The following is a 15,826-nucleotide window of genomic DNA, read 5'->3' as shown; positions in this document are numbered from 1 at the left end:
ACCCTGTATCACGATCACTTCAGATCGTTCGCCTTAAGAAATCCTTCCCCACCCAACTGGCGCATCTGACGCATAATCCACTGTTGGCGTTGGGCCACATACCCCGAAGGAGCATCGGCCTTAAAACGATGCGGATTAGGCAGCACCGCCGCCAGTAGGGCCGCTTCAGACGCCGTCAGGCGGCTTGCCGGCTTGTGGAAAAAGTGCTGTGCAGCCGCTTCCACGCCGAAGATGCCGTCACCAAACTCGACGATATTCAGGTACACCGTCAAAATACGCCGCTTGGTCCAAACCAGCTCAATTCCCGCCGTTAGTCCAGCCTCCAACCCTTTGCGCACCCAACTACGCCCATCCCACAAAAACAGGTTCTTTGCCGTTTGCTGGGAAAGCGTTGAAGCACCACGGATGCGCGTTGGCCGCTTTTCATTGTGGCTGATGGCCTTTTCAATCGCCGCGACGTCGAACCCCCAGTGATCGGGGAATTTCTGATCTTCCGCCGCCATCACCGCCAAGGCCATTGAAGGAGCAATATCATCCATCGCCACCCAGTTGGAATGCGCCACATAGCCGAAATCACCGCTCAGCCAGGCACCGAGTTGCCGCTCCACCATGACGGCAGAAAACGGCACCGGCAGAAAAGAAAACAGGATAATCCCTGCCAGCCAAAGGCCAACAACAGCAAGAATACCTCGCTTAAACCAAAACCACAGACGAGCCACCCACGATTTACGAGAAAACCTTATCATTCCACCAGATCCAGCACTCGTGACACCAGCTTATCAATTCCCTGCGCCGCCTCGCCGATCGACTGGGCCAACATGTAGGCTGGGGTCGTGACGACCTTGTTTTCAATATCAACCACGATATCATCAACCGGGCAGGTCACCGGCTCCCCCCCCATGGCATCAATCACTTCTCCCAGGTCGGGATCGTTACCAATGGTCAAACGCAACGGCTGATCGATCACTTTCGGCAACAGCGTTGGCGCAATACACATAAAACCCATTGGTTTATTTCTCTTATGCATTTCTCGAATAAGCTTAGACAAATCAGTATCCACTGAACATTCTGCCCCTTGCATGGCAAAGCTGCTCAGATTCTTCGCGGCACCAAATCCACCGGGCACAATCAGGGCATCCAACTGCTCGGCATCGGCCTGCGAAAGCGCCTGAATTTTACCACGAGCGATACGTGCCGACTCCAGCAAAACGTTGCGGTTCTCTGGCATTTCCTCGCCGGATAAATGATTAATAACATGTAGTTGTGGTTTATCCGGCGCAAAGCAGACCGCTTGTGCACCCGCACGATCCAGAGCCAGTAAGGTGAGCACCGTCTCATGGATTTCTGCCCCGTCATAAACACCACAGCCACTCAGCACTACAGCGACCTGTTTCATCGATATTCTCCCAGCCAGGACCGCCAGCAAAGACGGGCCCAGAGACAACAAATACTAACTACATCACATATTTTAATGATTCTTCTAACAAGAGCGCTTACATTTGCTATGTTATTCGCTGTATGATGTACACGACTTCTGAAACACCTGCTCTACCAGAACGCTAAAAACCAATACGCAGGTTAATGATTTCCCTGGTGTTGGCGCAATATTCGCGCACCCCGGCCTAGGCTGGGGTCATTTTTTTTCAGCGTTCTCTACCCAAGCTCGCAGCACCGCCACATCATTGCGCCATTCCTGCTTCAGCTCATCGACCCACTCTTGTACGTTGTCTTGCCAGGCCGGTAGCGTTGGCGTCTGGATCTGCTGGGCAAGCTGTTGCAGATGTTTTAGCCCGACAGAGCCAGCGGCACCCTTAATTTTGTGCCCTTCTTCGGTGATCCCTTTCTCGTCCTTCGCGGTCATGTTGGAATCCAGCACCGCCAGATACCCCGGCATCACCTGTTCAAACATTGCCAAGCTCTGATGGATCAGCTGCGGCCCCACCAGATCCATGTACTGCTCCAGCATTGCGGTATCCAATAACGATTCATTAATCTGCATCGACTTTTGCTCCGTTTTCTTTGTGGTATGTTGGGGTTGGTGATCCCAGTAATGTTTGATCATCTTGGTCAAGGCCGGTACCGACAACGGCTTGCTCAGTACATCGTCCATGCCCGCTTCAAGATACTCTTTCTTGTCTTTCAGTACATTAGCTGTCAACGCAATCAACGGTGGCAGTGAGCGGCCCGCATAACGCTCGCGCAACTCACGGGCGATATCCAGCCCGCTCATATCCGGCAGTTGGATATCCAACAGGGCCAGGTCGAATTCGTCCGGGTCGAACATGGCTAATGCATCGCGGCCGTTCATCGCCACCGCAACGCTGTTGCCCAGTTTCTCCAACACCGAACGCGCTACGATCACGTTCAGTTCGATATCTTCCACCAGCAGGATATGCAACGCCGGCAGCGGCATTTCTTCCACCGCCTGGACCTCATTGACCACTTCCTCCACCACCGGCGCCTTGATGGTCAGGGTGAAGCAAGAACCGTGCCCTTGCGCACTGTTTACCGTGATATCCCCGCCCATACTCTGCGCCAGTCGTTTAGAGACCGCCAGACCGATCCCGGTGCCGGTCGCCGGGCGGCCGCCGTTCTGGTCTTTGACCTGATAATACATGGCGAAAATCTTGTCTTGCTCATCCTGCGGGATCCCCATGCCTGAGTCTTCAACCTCAAACACGATCTGTTCCTGCCCTTCGCGCCTGACGCGCACCACGATCTGGCCTTGCTGGGTGAATTTCACCGCGTTGCCGATCAGGTTCCACAGGATCTGCCGCAAGCGTGTGCCGTCCGTAATGATTTTCTGCGGCAGCGGTAACTCAGGTTCCATCACGAACAGCAGCCCTTTCGGCTGCACCAGCAGACCGGAGAGGTTCTCCAGATCCGCCAGGAAGCCAGTAAAGTCGACCGGCTGATTGTCCAACTGGACCTTACGCCGCTCGAGTTTATCCATCTCGATAATGTCGTTGAAAATATTGCCCAGGGTGATGGCGCTGACGTGGATGGTTTTCAAATACTTCAGTTGCTCATCGTTCAGTTCGGTATCGAGCAGAATACGGCTCAGGCCGACGATGCCATTAAGCGGCGTACGCAGCTCGTGGCTGATCGTTGAGATAAAGGTGGTCTTGTCCCTGCTGGCGTTCTCCAGCGCGTCCTGGTAGCGCTTACGCTCGGTTATATCGCGGCCAAAGCCCATCAGCCCATGGCGTTTGCCCACGCGGTCGTAAAACGGCACCTTGCGCAGTTCAAAACAGGCTTTGCGCCCGTCTGGGTACACCAGCCATTGTTCATAGGTCAGGGAGACGTTGTGCCGGAATACTTTCTCATCGGTTTCGATGACTTTTTCGGCGATCTCTTTGCCGTAGACATCAAAGGGAGTCAGGCCAATCAGCTGCTTTTCGCTCTTGCCGGTCAGCAGCTCCATCGCCCGGTTGCAGCCGGAAAACTCTTTTTCTTCGTTACGGTAGTAAACCAGATCGGGGGAGGCATCCAGGAAGGAGCGTAGCAATGCCGATTGTTGGCCCAATTCCACCTGTGCCTGTTCGCGCTGCTCCATCTCTTCGGTCAGCTTATCCATCACCTGTTGGCGATCTTGTTCTGCCTTGATACGGTCGGCAATTTCCTGATTGAGCTGGCTGATGTTCTCTTGCATCTGCTGGTTTAGCGCGAGATCGCGATTGCGCATCTCCTCAAGCTTATCCACCAGCCGAGCCAGACGCTGACGCGACTCCTCCAGTTGCTCTACCACCACCGAAAGGAAGTACACCGCCCAAGGCGTGATCAATAGGCCGAAGAAGATAGAGCGCACCACGTCGATGCTTTCCACTTCACCACGCAGCAGCATGGTGACCGCCATCTGCACCACCATCGCCAGTATCACTAGCGCTGAAGCCAGCAACAGTGAAAAGCGCACCAGCCCCAGTTTTACCATCAAATCAACGTAGTACTGGGCTAACACCCGGATTTGCTTCATGAGCCATTCCCAACAGACATAATCGCTCAAATCATACCGTAAAATGCGGTTAAGATAAGAAACCTTACTGTGAAGTGTGGGAATGGTTGCAATTCGCAACCTGAGAGCGGGATTTTAAGGCAGGTATTGCTGGTCTGCCGCCAGTGCCGAACCCTGGCCGCCATGGCTCTGAAGATAGCCGCCGACGGCCTGCATGCCATTCCAGCGGTTTTCGCACCATAATGGTGCCAACAGGGTGGGCCGTCGGGCGCTGGCCGAAATGCGGTGGTAGATAATCTCCTTCGGCGTATGGCGGATCATTTCCCCGGCGCTGAATGCGTAATCCTCCAGCGACAACTCAGGCAAACGCCCCGCCTGCCAGGCTCGCGCCATGGTGCTACCGGTGACAATATGCAGCGGGTGCAGCTTGATGCCGTCCACCCCGCTCTCAGCCACCGCTTGCAGCGTAGCCAGATGGTGTTGATGCGTCTCTCCGGGCAGGCCAACGATCAGGTGGCTGCATACCTTCAGGCCACGTTCCCGCGCCAGACGGCTAGTCTGCTGGTAACAGGAGAAATTGTGGCCACGGTTGATGCGCTTTAGCGTTTTATCATGCGCCGTTTGCAGCCCCAGCTCCAGCCACACCTCGAAGCCCTGCTCACGGTAGCCAGCCAGCAGATCGAGCGCCGCTTCAGGCACGCAGTCTGGCCGGGTGCCGACACAGATACCCACCATCTCGGCCTGCGTCAGCGCCTGCTGGTACATGTTGGCCAACAGTTCAACTTCGGCATAGGTGCTGGTATAGGCCTGGAAATAGGCCAGATAGCGTTTTGCCCGGTTAACCTTCTGCGCCTGAATGGCCAGCTGCTCCGCAATGCTTTGCTGCTGCATCTGTTCATCGGCAAAAGAGGCCACGTTGCAGAAAGTACAGCCGCCGCGCCCCAGCGTACCGTCGCGGTTTGGGCAGCTAAACCCACCGTGCAGCGTGAGTTTGTGGATCTTCTCCCCATAACGGCGCTGAAGATCGCTACCAAACATATTGACTAATTGCGGCAACTGCATAATCTTGGTGTCTCTCTGTGTTTGAAGGCCGTTATGCTATACCCGTCGTATTTCAAGCCGCAGCGTTGTTGACTGCACTTGCACACCCCAGTCACTTACCCAAAAGTAAGCTCTTGGGGATGAGCAAGCTGGCCGCCTAGCTGCAACTTGAACTCCATAGGGTATGATAATAAGGCTTTTCCCGCGATGACAGGGATCAACGCTTTTCCCCAAAGGCCGCCACAGGCATAACTATTCATTATTAGTGCAAATAAAATCATTTTTATCTCAATGAAAGTTTCTAATCCTCAGCGCACTGTTAACAGCTTTATGACAAAGCGATGAAAAACAGTTATAAAAAACAATAAATACAAATTTACCAGAATAAAATTCTGGCATTGCCACCAGCACTAGCATGGTGCAGAGATTCAAGCATTGCACTATAGTGAGACAGCTCACATTTTTGCGGCACTCCCCCTGCCTTCCCATCGAGCCAAAAAGGTCTGAAAAAACTTATTTTTCATCATCATAAACCTCATGCAAGCCATCGAAATCCCTGTTAAGCCCATATTTGACCTGCGTATTCTTTCTCGCTAAGTTGGATATCCGCTGGAAGCTTTCTGGACGAGCAAACGTCTCGTCATAATTATGCAGTAATTTAAGACTCCCTCTTAAAACAAGTCATTTACCACTTGTGAGAACCGTCACGAGAGGCCATTGATGGAGGGCGGAAAAGCAGATTGGCGATATTAACCTTGCTGATTGGACTTCTGCCTGAAATTGAGCAGGCCCTTCGCAGTGGGTTGTAAGAGTCACACAGAGCCTGGGGAGGTTCACTGATATGCTGTACGATAAATCCCATGAGAGGGACAACTGTGGTTTCGGCCTGATCGCCCACATAGAAGGCGAACCTAGCCACAAAGTGGTGAGGACCGCTATTCACGCACTGGCCCGCATGCAACACCGTGGTGCAATTCTTGCTGATGGTAAGACTGGCGACGGGTGCGGCCTGTTATTGCAAAAGCCCGATCGTTTTTTCCGCATGGTGGCGCAAGAACGCGGCTGGCGTTTAGCCAAAAACTACGCCGTTGGCATGATGTTCCTCAGCCAGAACGAAGAGGAAGCCCGTGCCAGCCGCCGCATTGTTGAAGAAGAGCTGCAGAACGAAACGCTGTCAATCGTCGGCTGGCGCGAAGTTCCTACCAACCCGGACGTTCTGGGTGAGATCGCCCTCTCTTCCCTGCCGCGTATTGAACAGATTTTCGTGAACGCCCCTGCGGGCTGGCGTCCACGTGATATGGAACGCCGCCTGTTTGTGGCCCGTCGCCGTATCGAGAAGCGCGTCCAGGACGACAGCTTCTATGTGTGCAGTTTCTCCAACCTGGTGACGATCTACAAAGGTCTGTGCATGCCAGCCGATCTGCCACGCTTCTATCTGGATCTGGCCGATCTGCGGCTGGAATCGGCCATCTGCCTGTTCCACCAGCGCTTCTCTACCAATACCGTACCGCGCTGGCCTTTGGCACAGCCGTTCCGCTATCTGGCACACAACGGTGAAATCAACACCATCACCGGTAACCGCCAGTGGGCACGTGCGCGTACCTACAAGTTCCAGACCCCGCTGATCCCGGATTTGCAAGCCGCTGCGCCTTTCGTTAACGAAACAGGCTCCGACTCCAGCTCGCTGGACAACATGCTGGAGCTGTTGCTGGCAGGCGGTATGGATCTGATCCGTGCCATGCGTTTGCTGGTGCCACCAGCCTGGCAGAACAACCCGGATATGGACACCGATCTGCGCGCCTTCTTCGACTTCAACTCGATGCACATGGAGCCGTGGGACGGCCCGGCAGGCATCGTGATGTCCGATGGCCGCTACGCCGCCTGTAACCTGGACCGTAACGGTCTGCGTCCGGCGCGCTACGTCATCACCAAAGACAAGCTGATCACCTGTGCTTCAGAAGTCGGCATCTGGGATTACCAGCCGGATGAGGTCATCGAAAAAGGCCGCGTCGGGCCAGGCGAGCTGATGGTGATCGACACCCGCAGCGGCAAGATCCTGCACTCCGCCGAAACCGACAACGATCTGAAAAGCCGCCACCCGTATAAAGAGTGGATGGAGAAGAACGTTAAGCGTCTGGTGCCGTTCGAAGATCTGCCGGAAGATCAGGTGGGCAGCCGCGAGCTGGATGACGCCACGCTGGAAACCTACCAGAAGCAGTTCGGCTACAGCAGCGAAGAGCTAGACCAGGTGATCCGCGTACTGGGCGAGATCGGCCAGGAAGCCACCGGTTCGATGGGTGACGATACCCCATTCGCCGTGCTTTCCAGCCGTCCTCGCATCATTTATGACTACTTCCGCCAGCAGTTCGCTCAGGTCACCAACCCGCCGATCGATCCGTTGCGTGAAGCCCACGTGATGTCTCTGGCCACCAGCATCGGCCGCGAGATGAACGTGTTCTGCGAAGCCGAAGGCCAGGCTCACCGCCTGAGCTTCAAATCGCCGATCCTTTTGTATTCAGACTTCAAGCAGCTCACGACGCTGGAAGGTGAATATTATCGTGCCGACACACTCGACCTGACCTTCGATCCGGCGGAGCAGGATCTGGAGCAGACCATCCACGCCCTGTGCGACGAAGCGGAACGTAAAGTCCGTGACGGCGCAGTGCTGCTGGTGCTGTCCGACCGAGCCATCAACAACCAGCGTCTGCCGGTACCAGCGCCAATGGCGGTGGGGGCAATCCAGACCCGCCTGGTGGACAAAAACCTGCGTTGCGATGCCAACATCATCGTTGAAACCGCCAGCGCCCGCGACCCGCACCACTTCGCCGTGTTGCTGGGCTTTGGCGCTACCGCCATCTACCCGTATCTGGCCTACGAAACGCTGGCCAAGCTGGTTGACAGCCAGGCGATCGACAAGAAATACCGCGACGTGATGCTCAACTACCGCAACGGCATCAATAAAGGGCTGTACAAGATCATGTCCAAAATGGGCATCTCGACTATCGCCTCTTATCGCTGTTCCAAACTGTTTGAAGCCGTTGGCCTGCACCGTGACCTGTCCGATCTCTGTTTCCAGGGCGTGGTCAGCCGCATCGGCGGTGCCAGCTTCAGCGACTTCCAGCAGGATCTGCAAAACCTGTCCAAACGCGCCTGGCTGAAACGCAAACCGCTGGATCAAGGTGGCCTGCTGAAGTTCGTCCACAATGGCGAATACCATGCGTATAACCCAGACGTGGTGAACTCGCTGCAAAAAGCAGTGCACAGCGGTGAATACAGCGATTACCAGGCTTATGCCAAGCTGGTGAACGAGCGCCCGATTGCCACACTGCGCGATCTGCTGGCGATCACCCCGAAAGGCGCACCGATCCCGGTCGATCAGGTTGAACCGGCCGAATCGCTGTTCAAACGCTTCGATACCGCCGCCATGTCCATCGGGGCACTCAGCCCGGAGGCCCATGAGTCGCTGGCGATTGCCATGAACAGCCTGGGCGGTTTCTCCAACTCCGGTGAAGGCGGTGAAGATCCTGCGCGCTACGGCACCAACAAGGTTTCCCGTATCAAGCAGGTGGCCTCTGGCCGCTTTGGTGTGACACCAGCCTATCTGGTGAACGCCGACGTGATCCAGATAAAGGTCGCCCAAGGTGCCAAACCGGGTGAAGGTGGTCAGTTGCCTGGTGATAAGGTCACGCCGTATATCGCCAAACTGCGTTATTCGGTGCCGGGCGTTACCCTGATCTCGCCTCCGCCGCATCACGATATCTATTCGATTGAAGATTTGGCACAGCTGATTTTCGATCTGAAACAGGTGAACCCGAAGGCGATGATTTCGGTGAAGCTGGTTTCCGAGCCGGGCGTGGGCACCATTGCCACCGGCGTAGCGAAAGCCTATGCCGATCTGATCACCATTGCCGGTTACGACGGCGGCACTGGGGCAAGCCCGTTATCTTCAGTTAAATATGCTGGCTGCCCATGGGAGCTTGGCCTGGTGGAAACCCAGCAGGCGCTGGTAGCCAACGGTCTGCGCCACAAAATCCGCCTACAGGTGGACGGTGGGCTGAAAACCGGCGTCGATATTGTTAAGGCCGCCATTCTGGGTGCAGAGAGCTTCGGCTTCGGCACCGGCCCGATGGTAGCTCTGGGCTGTAAATACCTGCGTATCTGCCACTTGAACAACTGCGCGACCGGCGTGGCAACTCAAGATGAAAAACTGCGCCGCGATCACTATCACGGCCTGCCAGAGCGCGTGACCAACTACTTCCAGTTTATCGCTCGGGAAACCCGTGAGATCATGGCTACACTGGGCGTCAGCCAACTGGTCGATCTGATTGGCCGCACCGAGTTCCTGACCGAGCTCGACGGGATCTCCGCCAAGCAGAACAAGCTGGATCTGTCGCCGTTGCTGAAAACCGCCACGCCACACGCGGGCAAAGCCCTGCACTGCACCGAAAGCAGCAACCCACCGTTCGATCAGGGCGTGCTGAACAAGGAGCTGATGGCACAGGCACAGCCGCATATCGAGGCCAAGCACAGCAAGACCTTCTATTTCGATATCCGTAACACTGATCGTTCCGTCGGCGCGACCTTGTCAGGGGCGATTGCCACACTGCATGGCGATCAAGGGATGGCGGCCGATCCGATCAAGGCGCATTTCTCCGGTACCGCTGGCCAGAGCTTCGGCGTGTGGAATGCTGGCGGCGTTGAGCTGACCCTGACCGGCGATGCCAACGACTACGTCGGTAAAGGGATGGCCGGTGGCCGTATCGCCGTGCGTCCTCCGGTGGGTTCTGCCTTCCGCAGCCACGAGGCTAGCATCATCGGCAACACCTGCCTGTACGGCGCAACCGGTGGCAAGCTGTTCGCCGCAGGCCGCGCCGGGGAGCGTTTCGCCGTGCGTAACTCCGGGGCAATCACCGTGGTTGAAGGCATTGGCGATAACGGTTGTGAATACATGACCGGTGGCATCGTCTGCGTATTGGGTAAAACCGGCATCAACTTTGGTGCAGGTATGACCGGCGGTTTCGCCTACGTTCTGGACGAAGACGGCGAGTTCCGCAAACGCGTCAACCCGGAACTGGTGGAAGTGCTGGACGTCGATCAACTGGCGATCCATGAAGAGCACCTGCGCGGTTTGATCACCGAACACGTGCAGTTGACCGGTTCATCACGGGCAGAAGAGATCTTGGCCAACTGGCCGGTTTGGGCGCCGAAGTTTGCGCTGGTCAAACCGAAGTCCAGTGATGTCAAAGCATTGTTGGGTCACCGTAGTCGTTCCGCAGCCGAGCTGCGGGTTCAGGCGCAGTAAGGGGTCATTGAATGAGTCAGAACGTTTATCAATTTATCGACCTGCAGCGTGTTGATCCGCCGAAGAAACCGCTGAAGATCCGCAAAATTGAGTTTGTAGAGATCTACGAACCCTTTTCGGAAACCCAAGCGAAATCACAGGCCGATCGTTGCCTGTCCTGCGGTAACCCCTATTGCGAATGGAAATGCCCAGTTCATAACTATATTCCGAACTGGCTGAAGCTGGCGAATGAAGGCCGCATCATGGAGGCAGCGGATCTGGCACACCAGACCAACAGCCTGCCGGAAGTGTGTGGCCGCGTTTGTCCGCAAGATCGCCTGTGCGAAGGTTCCTGCACCCTGAACGACGAGTTTGGCGCGGTGACCATCGGCAATATCGAGCGTTACATCAGCGATAAAGCGATCGAGATGGGCTGGAAGCCGGATATGTCCCACGTGCACCCAACGGGTAAGCGGGTGGCCGTTATTGGCGCTGGCCCGGCGGGCCTGGCCTGTGCCGACGTATTGACCCGTAACGGCGTCAAAGCGGTGGTTTATGATCGTCATCCAGAGATCGGCGGCCTGCTGACCTTCGGCATCCCGGCCTTTAAGCTGGAAAAAGAGGTGATGATCAAACGCCGCGGCATCTTCAGCGAGATGGGTATCGAGTTCCAGCTCAATACCGAAGTCGGTAAAGACATCACCATGGATGCGCTGTTGAACGAATACGATGCGGTGTTCCTCGGCGTAGGTACCTACCAATCGATGCGTGGTGGATTGGAGAACGAAGAGGCACCGGGCGTGTACGATGCGCTGCCGTTCCTGATCGCCAACACCAAACAGCTGATGGGCTATCAGCCAGAACAGCACGAACCGTATGTCAGCATGGAAGGCAAACGTGTGGTCGTGCTGGGCGGTGGTGACACCGCGATGGACTGCGTGCGTACCTCCATTCGTCAAGGTGCGACTCAGGTCATCTGTGCCTATCGCCGGGATGAAGCAAACATGCCCGGTTCCAAACGCGAAGTGAAGAATGCGCGCGAGGAAGGGGTCGAGTTCCAGTTCAACCTGCAACCGTTGAGCATTGAGCTTAACGGTGCGGGGCGCGTCGCGGGCGTCAAGATGGTGCGCACTCAGTTGGGTGCCCCGGATGCCAATGGCCGCCAGGTTGCCGAGCAGGTACCTGGATCTGAGCACGTGATCGACGCCGATGCGGTGGTGATGGCCTTTGGCTTCCGCCCACACCAGATGGACTGGCTGGCCGCGCATGACGTGCAATTAGACAAACAGGGCCGCATCGTGGCACCAGAATCGGTCGATAACGCCTTCCAGACCAGCAACCCGAAAATCTTCGCCGGTGGCGATGCGGTTCGCGGTTCCGATCTGGTGGTTACCGCGATTGCCGAAGGGCGCAAAGCTGCCGAAGGCATCATGTGTTATCTGGAAGTGTGATTTACACCTCTACGTTCTCCCAAAGGGTCGGCTTGCCGGCCCTTTGCTTTTACCTTCCGGATACCCAACTTGCCGATCTACAGGCAATAAAAAAGCGCAACCTGAGTTGCACCTTTTTCCCTGCCTGCCGTAGCTTACTTCACGACACGCAACGCCGGACGGCCACCACCACCGCGTGGCGGCTGTGGCGGTTCATCATCAGGGCCGTTATCGTCTTCAACGCTATCCTGACGATCGCTATCAACCACTGACATCAGGCTACCCGTTGGGCCAGACACCTCTTCCAGACCTTCAAAAGCCCCTTCATCTTCGTACTTGGCTTCCGGTTCAAACAGGGTACCGGCCCCGTTCTCTCGTGCATAAATCGCCAGCACGGCCGCCATTGGTACCAGTACCTGACGAGGTACGCCACCAAAGCGCGCGTTGAAGGTCACTTCGTCGTCGCCCAGTTGCAGGTTGCCAACGGCACGCGGAGCAATGTTCAGCACAATCTGACCATCACGTGCAAACTCCATCGGAACCTGCACATCTGGCCGCATCACGTCTACGACCAGATGCGGAGTCAGTTGGTTATCCAACAGCCAGTCATAGAATGCCCGCAAAAGATAAGGACGGCGCGGGGTCATCTGAGACATATCCATGATGCTTAGCCCCGAGTCTGCAGGCGCATTTCGCGCTCGGCTTCGGTCAGAGAGGCCAGGAATGCATCACGCTCGAAGACGCGGGTCATGTAGCCTTTCAGCTCTTTGGAGCCGGCACCACTCAGTTCGATACCCAGTTGCGGCAAACGCCACAGCAGAGGCGCCAGGTAGCAGTCTACCAGGCTGAACTCTTCGCTCATGAAATACGGGGTCTGGCCGAAGATTGGCGCAATCGCCAGCAGCTCTTCGCGCAGTTGACGGCGTGCTGATTCAGCTTCCTGGCCGTTGCTCTGCTCGATTTTGTACATCAGCGTGTACCAGTTTCTCTCGATACGCAGCATCATCAGACGGCTTTCACCACGTGCTACCGGATACACCGGCATCAACGGCGGGTGAGGGAAACGCTCATCAAGGTATTCCATGATGATACGGGATTCATACAGCGTCAGCTCGCGATCGACCAACGTCGGTACCGTCTGGTATGGGTTGAGGTCGATCAGATCCTGCGGCAGATTATCGGGTTCTACCTGCTCGATCTCGACGCTGACGCCTTTTTCCGCCAGTACGATACGTACTTGATGGCTAAAGATGTCGGTCGGGCCAGAGAACAGCGTCATTACCGAACGTTTGTTGGCAGCGACAGCCATGAAAACCTCCAAGTTATCTAGAAAATACGGCGAATAGCCAAAATATCCATCACTCCACGAGCCATTGCGTTGTTGCCGCCTGGCTGCGACGTGAAATTGATTGGGTATATCAGGCTGCTATCCTGAATAATCGTGACCGCAAGCCCGCAGCTCACAGATAAACCTTAGGTCTGGACAACGGCCTCGGAGGTAGACTGACAGCACTGCACGGCGAACAGGCGCAAAAGTGGATGATAGTTTACCAGATTTTGACTGTTTTGTGGTGATTATGCATTGATTTATCACATAAGCCACTGATTTAAATTAAATTTAATCTTATCGCAGGCATAAAAAAACCCGCCAAAGAGGCGGGTTTTTCGCGTAAATCGTCCTGCCGAAGCAGAAAAAATTAACGCTTGGAGAACTGCGGACGGCGACGTGCTTTACGCAGACCGACTTTCTTACGCTCAACTTTACGCGCGTCACGAGTGACGAAGCCAGCTTTACGCAATTCACCACGCAGAGTCTCGTCGTACTCCATCAGTGCACGGGTGATACCGTGACGGATAGCGCCAGCTTGACCAGAGATGCCACCACCTTTAACGGTGATGTACAGATCCAGTTTGCCAACCATGTCGACCAGTTCCAGCGGTTGACGAACTACCATGCGGGCAGTTTCGCGACCGAAGTACTGTTCCAGGCTGCGCTGGTTAATAACGATGTTACCACTGCCCGGCTTGATAAAAACGCGAGCGGCGGAGCTTTTGCGGCGACCAGTGCCGTAGTATTGATTTTCAGCCATTGCCTATAATCCCGATTAGATGTCAAGAACTTGCGGTTGCTGTGCCGCGTGAGTGTGCTCGGTGCCCGCGTAAACTTTCAGTTTACGGAACATCGCACGACCCAACGGACCCTTTGGCAGCATGCCTTTAACCGCGATTTCAATCACGCGCTCAGGACTGCGGGCAATCATCTCTTCAAAGGTCGCTTGCTTGATACCACCGATGTGGCCAGTGTGGCGGTAATACACTTTGTCTGTACGCTTGTTGCCGGTTACAGCAACTTTTTCTGCGTTCAGAACGATGATGTAGTCACCGGTATCAACGTGCGGGGTGTATTCCGCTTTATGCTTGCCGCGCAGACGACGAGCCAGTTCAGTAGCGAGACGGCCTAAAGTTTTACCGTCTGCATCAACAACATACCAGTCACGTTTTACGGTTTCTGGTTTAGCTGTAAAAGTTTTCATTAGAAAGCTTACCCAATAATTTAGTTACACGTAGGTGTTCACCCAACGCTCGAAAACAGTTGAGGCTCACACGACCATACAAGTCCAGCAAACCTACCCCTTCGAATAGCCATTGCCGGCACTATACAAAGTTTTGGGAAAAAAACTTTGTTGTAACGTGGGGTCGCAAGATTATAGAGAAGTCGCTCACAAAGGTCGACCTGTTTTTACCGGGAAAACGGATTTAGCGCTGGGGACCGATTTGGCGACGATAATCGGGGATGAAACTGGGCCTGAAAGCCAGGCCCGACGCCGTTTACGGCAGATGAGGCAGCTTCAGATACTCCTCGCTCTGCATCTCCTGCAGGCGGGACAGGCAACGCTGAAACTCGAACTTCAGCTGTTCGCCCTGGTAGATCTCAAACATCGAGGCTTCAGCGGCGATCACCAGTTTGACGTGGCGCTCGTAAAACTCGTCCACCAGCGCCAGGAAGCGGCGGGCGGTGTTTTCCTTCAGCGGCCCCATAATGTGCACATTATACAGCATTACGCTGTGATAGAGGCGTGACAACGCGATGTAATCGAGTTGGCTACGCGGCTCTTCACACAGGGTGTGAAAATCGATCGCCAATACCCCTTCCACCGCGCGCAAGGTGGGCATTGGCCGGTGATTGATTTGCAGCACCGGAGCCTCTTCCCCGGCGTGGCCGGCCAGCTTGAGGAAGATGTGATCCATCGTGTCCTGCGTTTGCTGATTGAGCGGTGTCAGATACAGATGGGCCTGCGTCAGGGTACGTAACCGATAATCGATGCCCGCATCCACGTTCATCACGTCGCAATACTCGTTGATCAAATCGATCGCAGGAAGGAAACGCGCGCGTTGCAGCCCGTTGCGGTAGAGGTTGTCAGGAATAATGTTAGAGGTAGCCACCAGCGTAATACCGCGGGCGAACAGCGCCTGCAACAGCGTTGCCAGCAGCATGGCATCGGTGATGTCGGAAACAAAGAACTCGTCAAAACACAGCACGTCCGTTTGCGCCTTGAAGCCGTCGGCGACGATCTCCAGCGGGTTTTCCTGCCCTTGCAGTTCCGTCAGTTCTTCATGTACCCGCAGCATAAAGCGGTGAAAGTGCAGCCGCAGTTTGCGCTCGCCGGGCAGACTGTGGAAAAACAGGTCCATCAGCCAAGTCTTGCCACGACCAACGCCGCCCCACATATACAACCCCTGCACCGGCCGCTGTGTAGTGGTTTCCTCACTCTTACCTAACCAGCGGCTAAACAGGTTACGGCGCTTGCCAGCGTTAGCGGGAGCCGGTAGCTGCTGTAAGGCCTGATAGATCTGATCCAACTGCGTAACGGCCTGGCGCTGAACCGCATCGGCCTGATATTCCCCCGCATCCAGCGCCTGCTGGTAGCGTGATAACGGTGACTGTGCCTGCATGTATTCGCAATCCCTAACAACGCTGAGAATTTATTTATCCAATTTTCGCGGCGGATGGCAGCCGCTTCGCACCCTGATCGACACATTTATCGGCGTCGTGCCCCAAGAAAACCCCTGCAAACGACAGGTATTGGCTTATCAGGATTCCACTCGGACAAGGTTAACGGT

Annotated in this window: 11 protein-coding genes; 2 read left to right on the top strand and 9 right to left on the bottom strand. The window is 55.4% G+C overall.

The window, feature by feature from the left end; translation table 11 throughout:
* Positions 1–14: 14 nt before the first annotated feature.
* The 4 genes from mtgA to mnmL form a co-directional block, all read right to left on the bottom strand.
* On the bottom strand, positions 15–746 hold the full coding sequence (gene mtgA / locus KAJ71_RS09760) for a monofunctional biosynthetic peptidoglycan transglycosylase (RefSeq protein WP_248945534.1): 732 nt from the start codon (positions 744–746) through the stop codon (positions 15–17).
* Entirely contained in the window at positions 743–1,396 is a 654-nt protein-coding gene (gene elbB / locus KAJ71_RS09755; RefSeq protein ID WP_248945533.1) for an isoprenoid biosynthesis glyoxalase ElbB, read from the bottom strand. Before elbB ends, mtgA begins: the two co-directional genes overlap by 4 nt.
* 237 nt (positions 1,397–1,633) lie before the next feature.
* Complete coding sequence (arcB, locus tag KAJ71_RS09750) at positions 1,634–3,973, bottom strand: aerobic respiration two-component sensor histidine kinase ArcB (RefSeq protein ID WP_248945532.1); 2,340 nt, start codon at positions 3,971–3,973, stop codon at positions 1,634–1,636.
* 114 nt (positions 3,974–4,087) lie between these two features.
* Entirely contained in the window at positions 4,088–5,014 is a 927-nt protein-coding gene (gene mnmL / locus KAJ71_RS09745; protein WP_248945531.1) for a tRNA modification radical SAM protein MnmL/YtqA, read from the bottom strand.
* 820 nt (positions 5,015–5,834) lie between these two features.
* Between mnmL and gltB the strand changes: the two genes are divergently transcribed.
* Positions 5,835–10,295, top strand: coding sequence for a glutamate synthase large subunit (gene gltB / locus KAJ71_RS09740; RefSeq protein WP_248945530.1), 4,461 nt, complete (start codon positions 5,835–5,837; stop codon positions 10,293–10,295).
* Between the two features lie 11 nt (positions 10,296–10,306).
* Complete coding sequence (locus tag KAJ71_RS09735; RefSeq protein WP_248945529.1) at positions 10,307–11,725, top strand: glutamate synthase small subunit; 1,419 nt, start codon at positions 10,307–10,309, stop codon at positions 11,723–11,725.
* A 134-nt stretch (positions 11,726–11,859) separates the two neighbouring features.
* On the opposite strand, the gene sspB is transcribed toward KAJ71_RS09735, so the two are convergent.
* The 5 genes from sspB to zapE all read right to left on the bottom strand — a co-directional run bounded on the left by sspB (position 11,860) and on the right by zapE (position 15,658).
* Positions 11,860–12,366: a ClpXP protease specificity-enhancing factor gene (gene sspB, locus KAJ71_RS09730; protein WP_248945528.1), complete on the bottom strand. Its 507-nt coding sequence runs from the start codon at positions 12,364–12,366 to the stop codon at positions 11,860–11,862.
* A gap of 5 nt (positions 12,367–12,371) precedes the next feature.
* Positions 12,372–13,013, bottom strand: a complete 642-nt coding sequence (gene sspA, locus KAJ71_RS09725) for a stringent starvation protein SspA (RefSeq protein ID WP_024483694.1) — start codon at positions 13,011–13,013, stop codon at positions 12,372–12,374.
* Positions 13,014–13,401: 388 nt separating this feature from the next.
* The gene (gene rpsI / locus KAJ71_RS09720; protein ID WP_024530629.1) at positions 13,402–13,794 is read right to left on the bottom strand and encodes a 30S ribosomal protein S9; all 393 of its coding nucleotides are present in this window, start codon (positions 13,792–13,794) and stop codon (positions 13,402–13,404) included.
* A gap of 15 nt (positions 13,795–13,809) precedes the next feature.
* The gene (gene rplM / locus KAJ71_RS09715; protein ID WP_248945527.1) at positions 13,810–14,238 is read right to left on the bottom strand and encodes a 50S ribosomal protein L13; all 429 of its coding nucleotides are present in this window, start codon (positions 14,236–14,238) and stop codon (positions 13,810–13,812) included.
* 295 nt (positions 14,239–14,533) lie between these two features.
* On the bottom strand, positions 14,534–15,658 hold the full coding sequence (gene zapE, locus KAJ71_RS09710; protein ID WP_248945526.1) for a cell division protein ZapE: 1,125 nt from the start codon (positions 15,656–15,658) through the stop codon (positions 14,534–14,536).
* Positions 15,659–15,826 lie beyond the last annotated feature (168 nt).

Origin of the sequence: Serratia silvae (genome assembly GCF_023282985.1) — a bacterium.
Lineage (GTDB): Bacteria > Pseudomonadota > Gammaproteobacteria > Enterobacterales > Enterobacteriaceae > Chania > Chania silvae.
The sequence above is the reverse complement of the archived record's forward strand: the minus strand, read 5'-3'. Positions and strand labels throughout refer to the sequence as shown.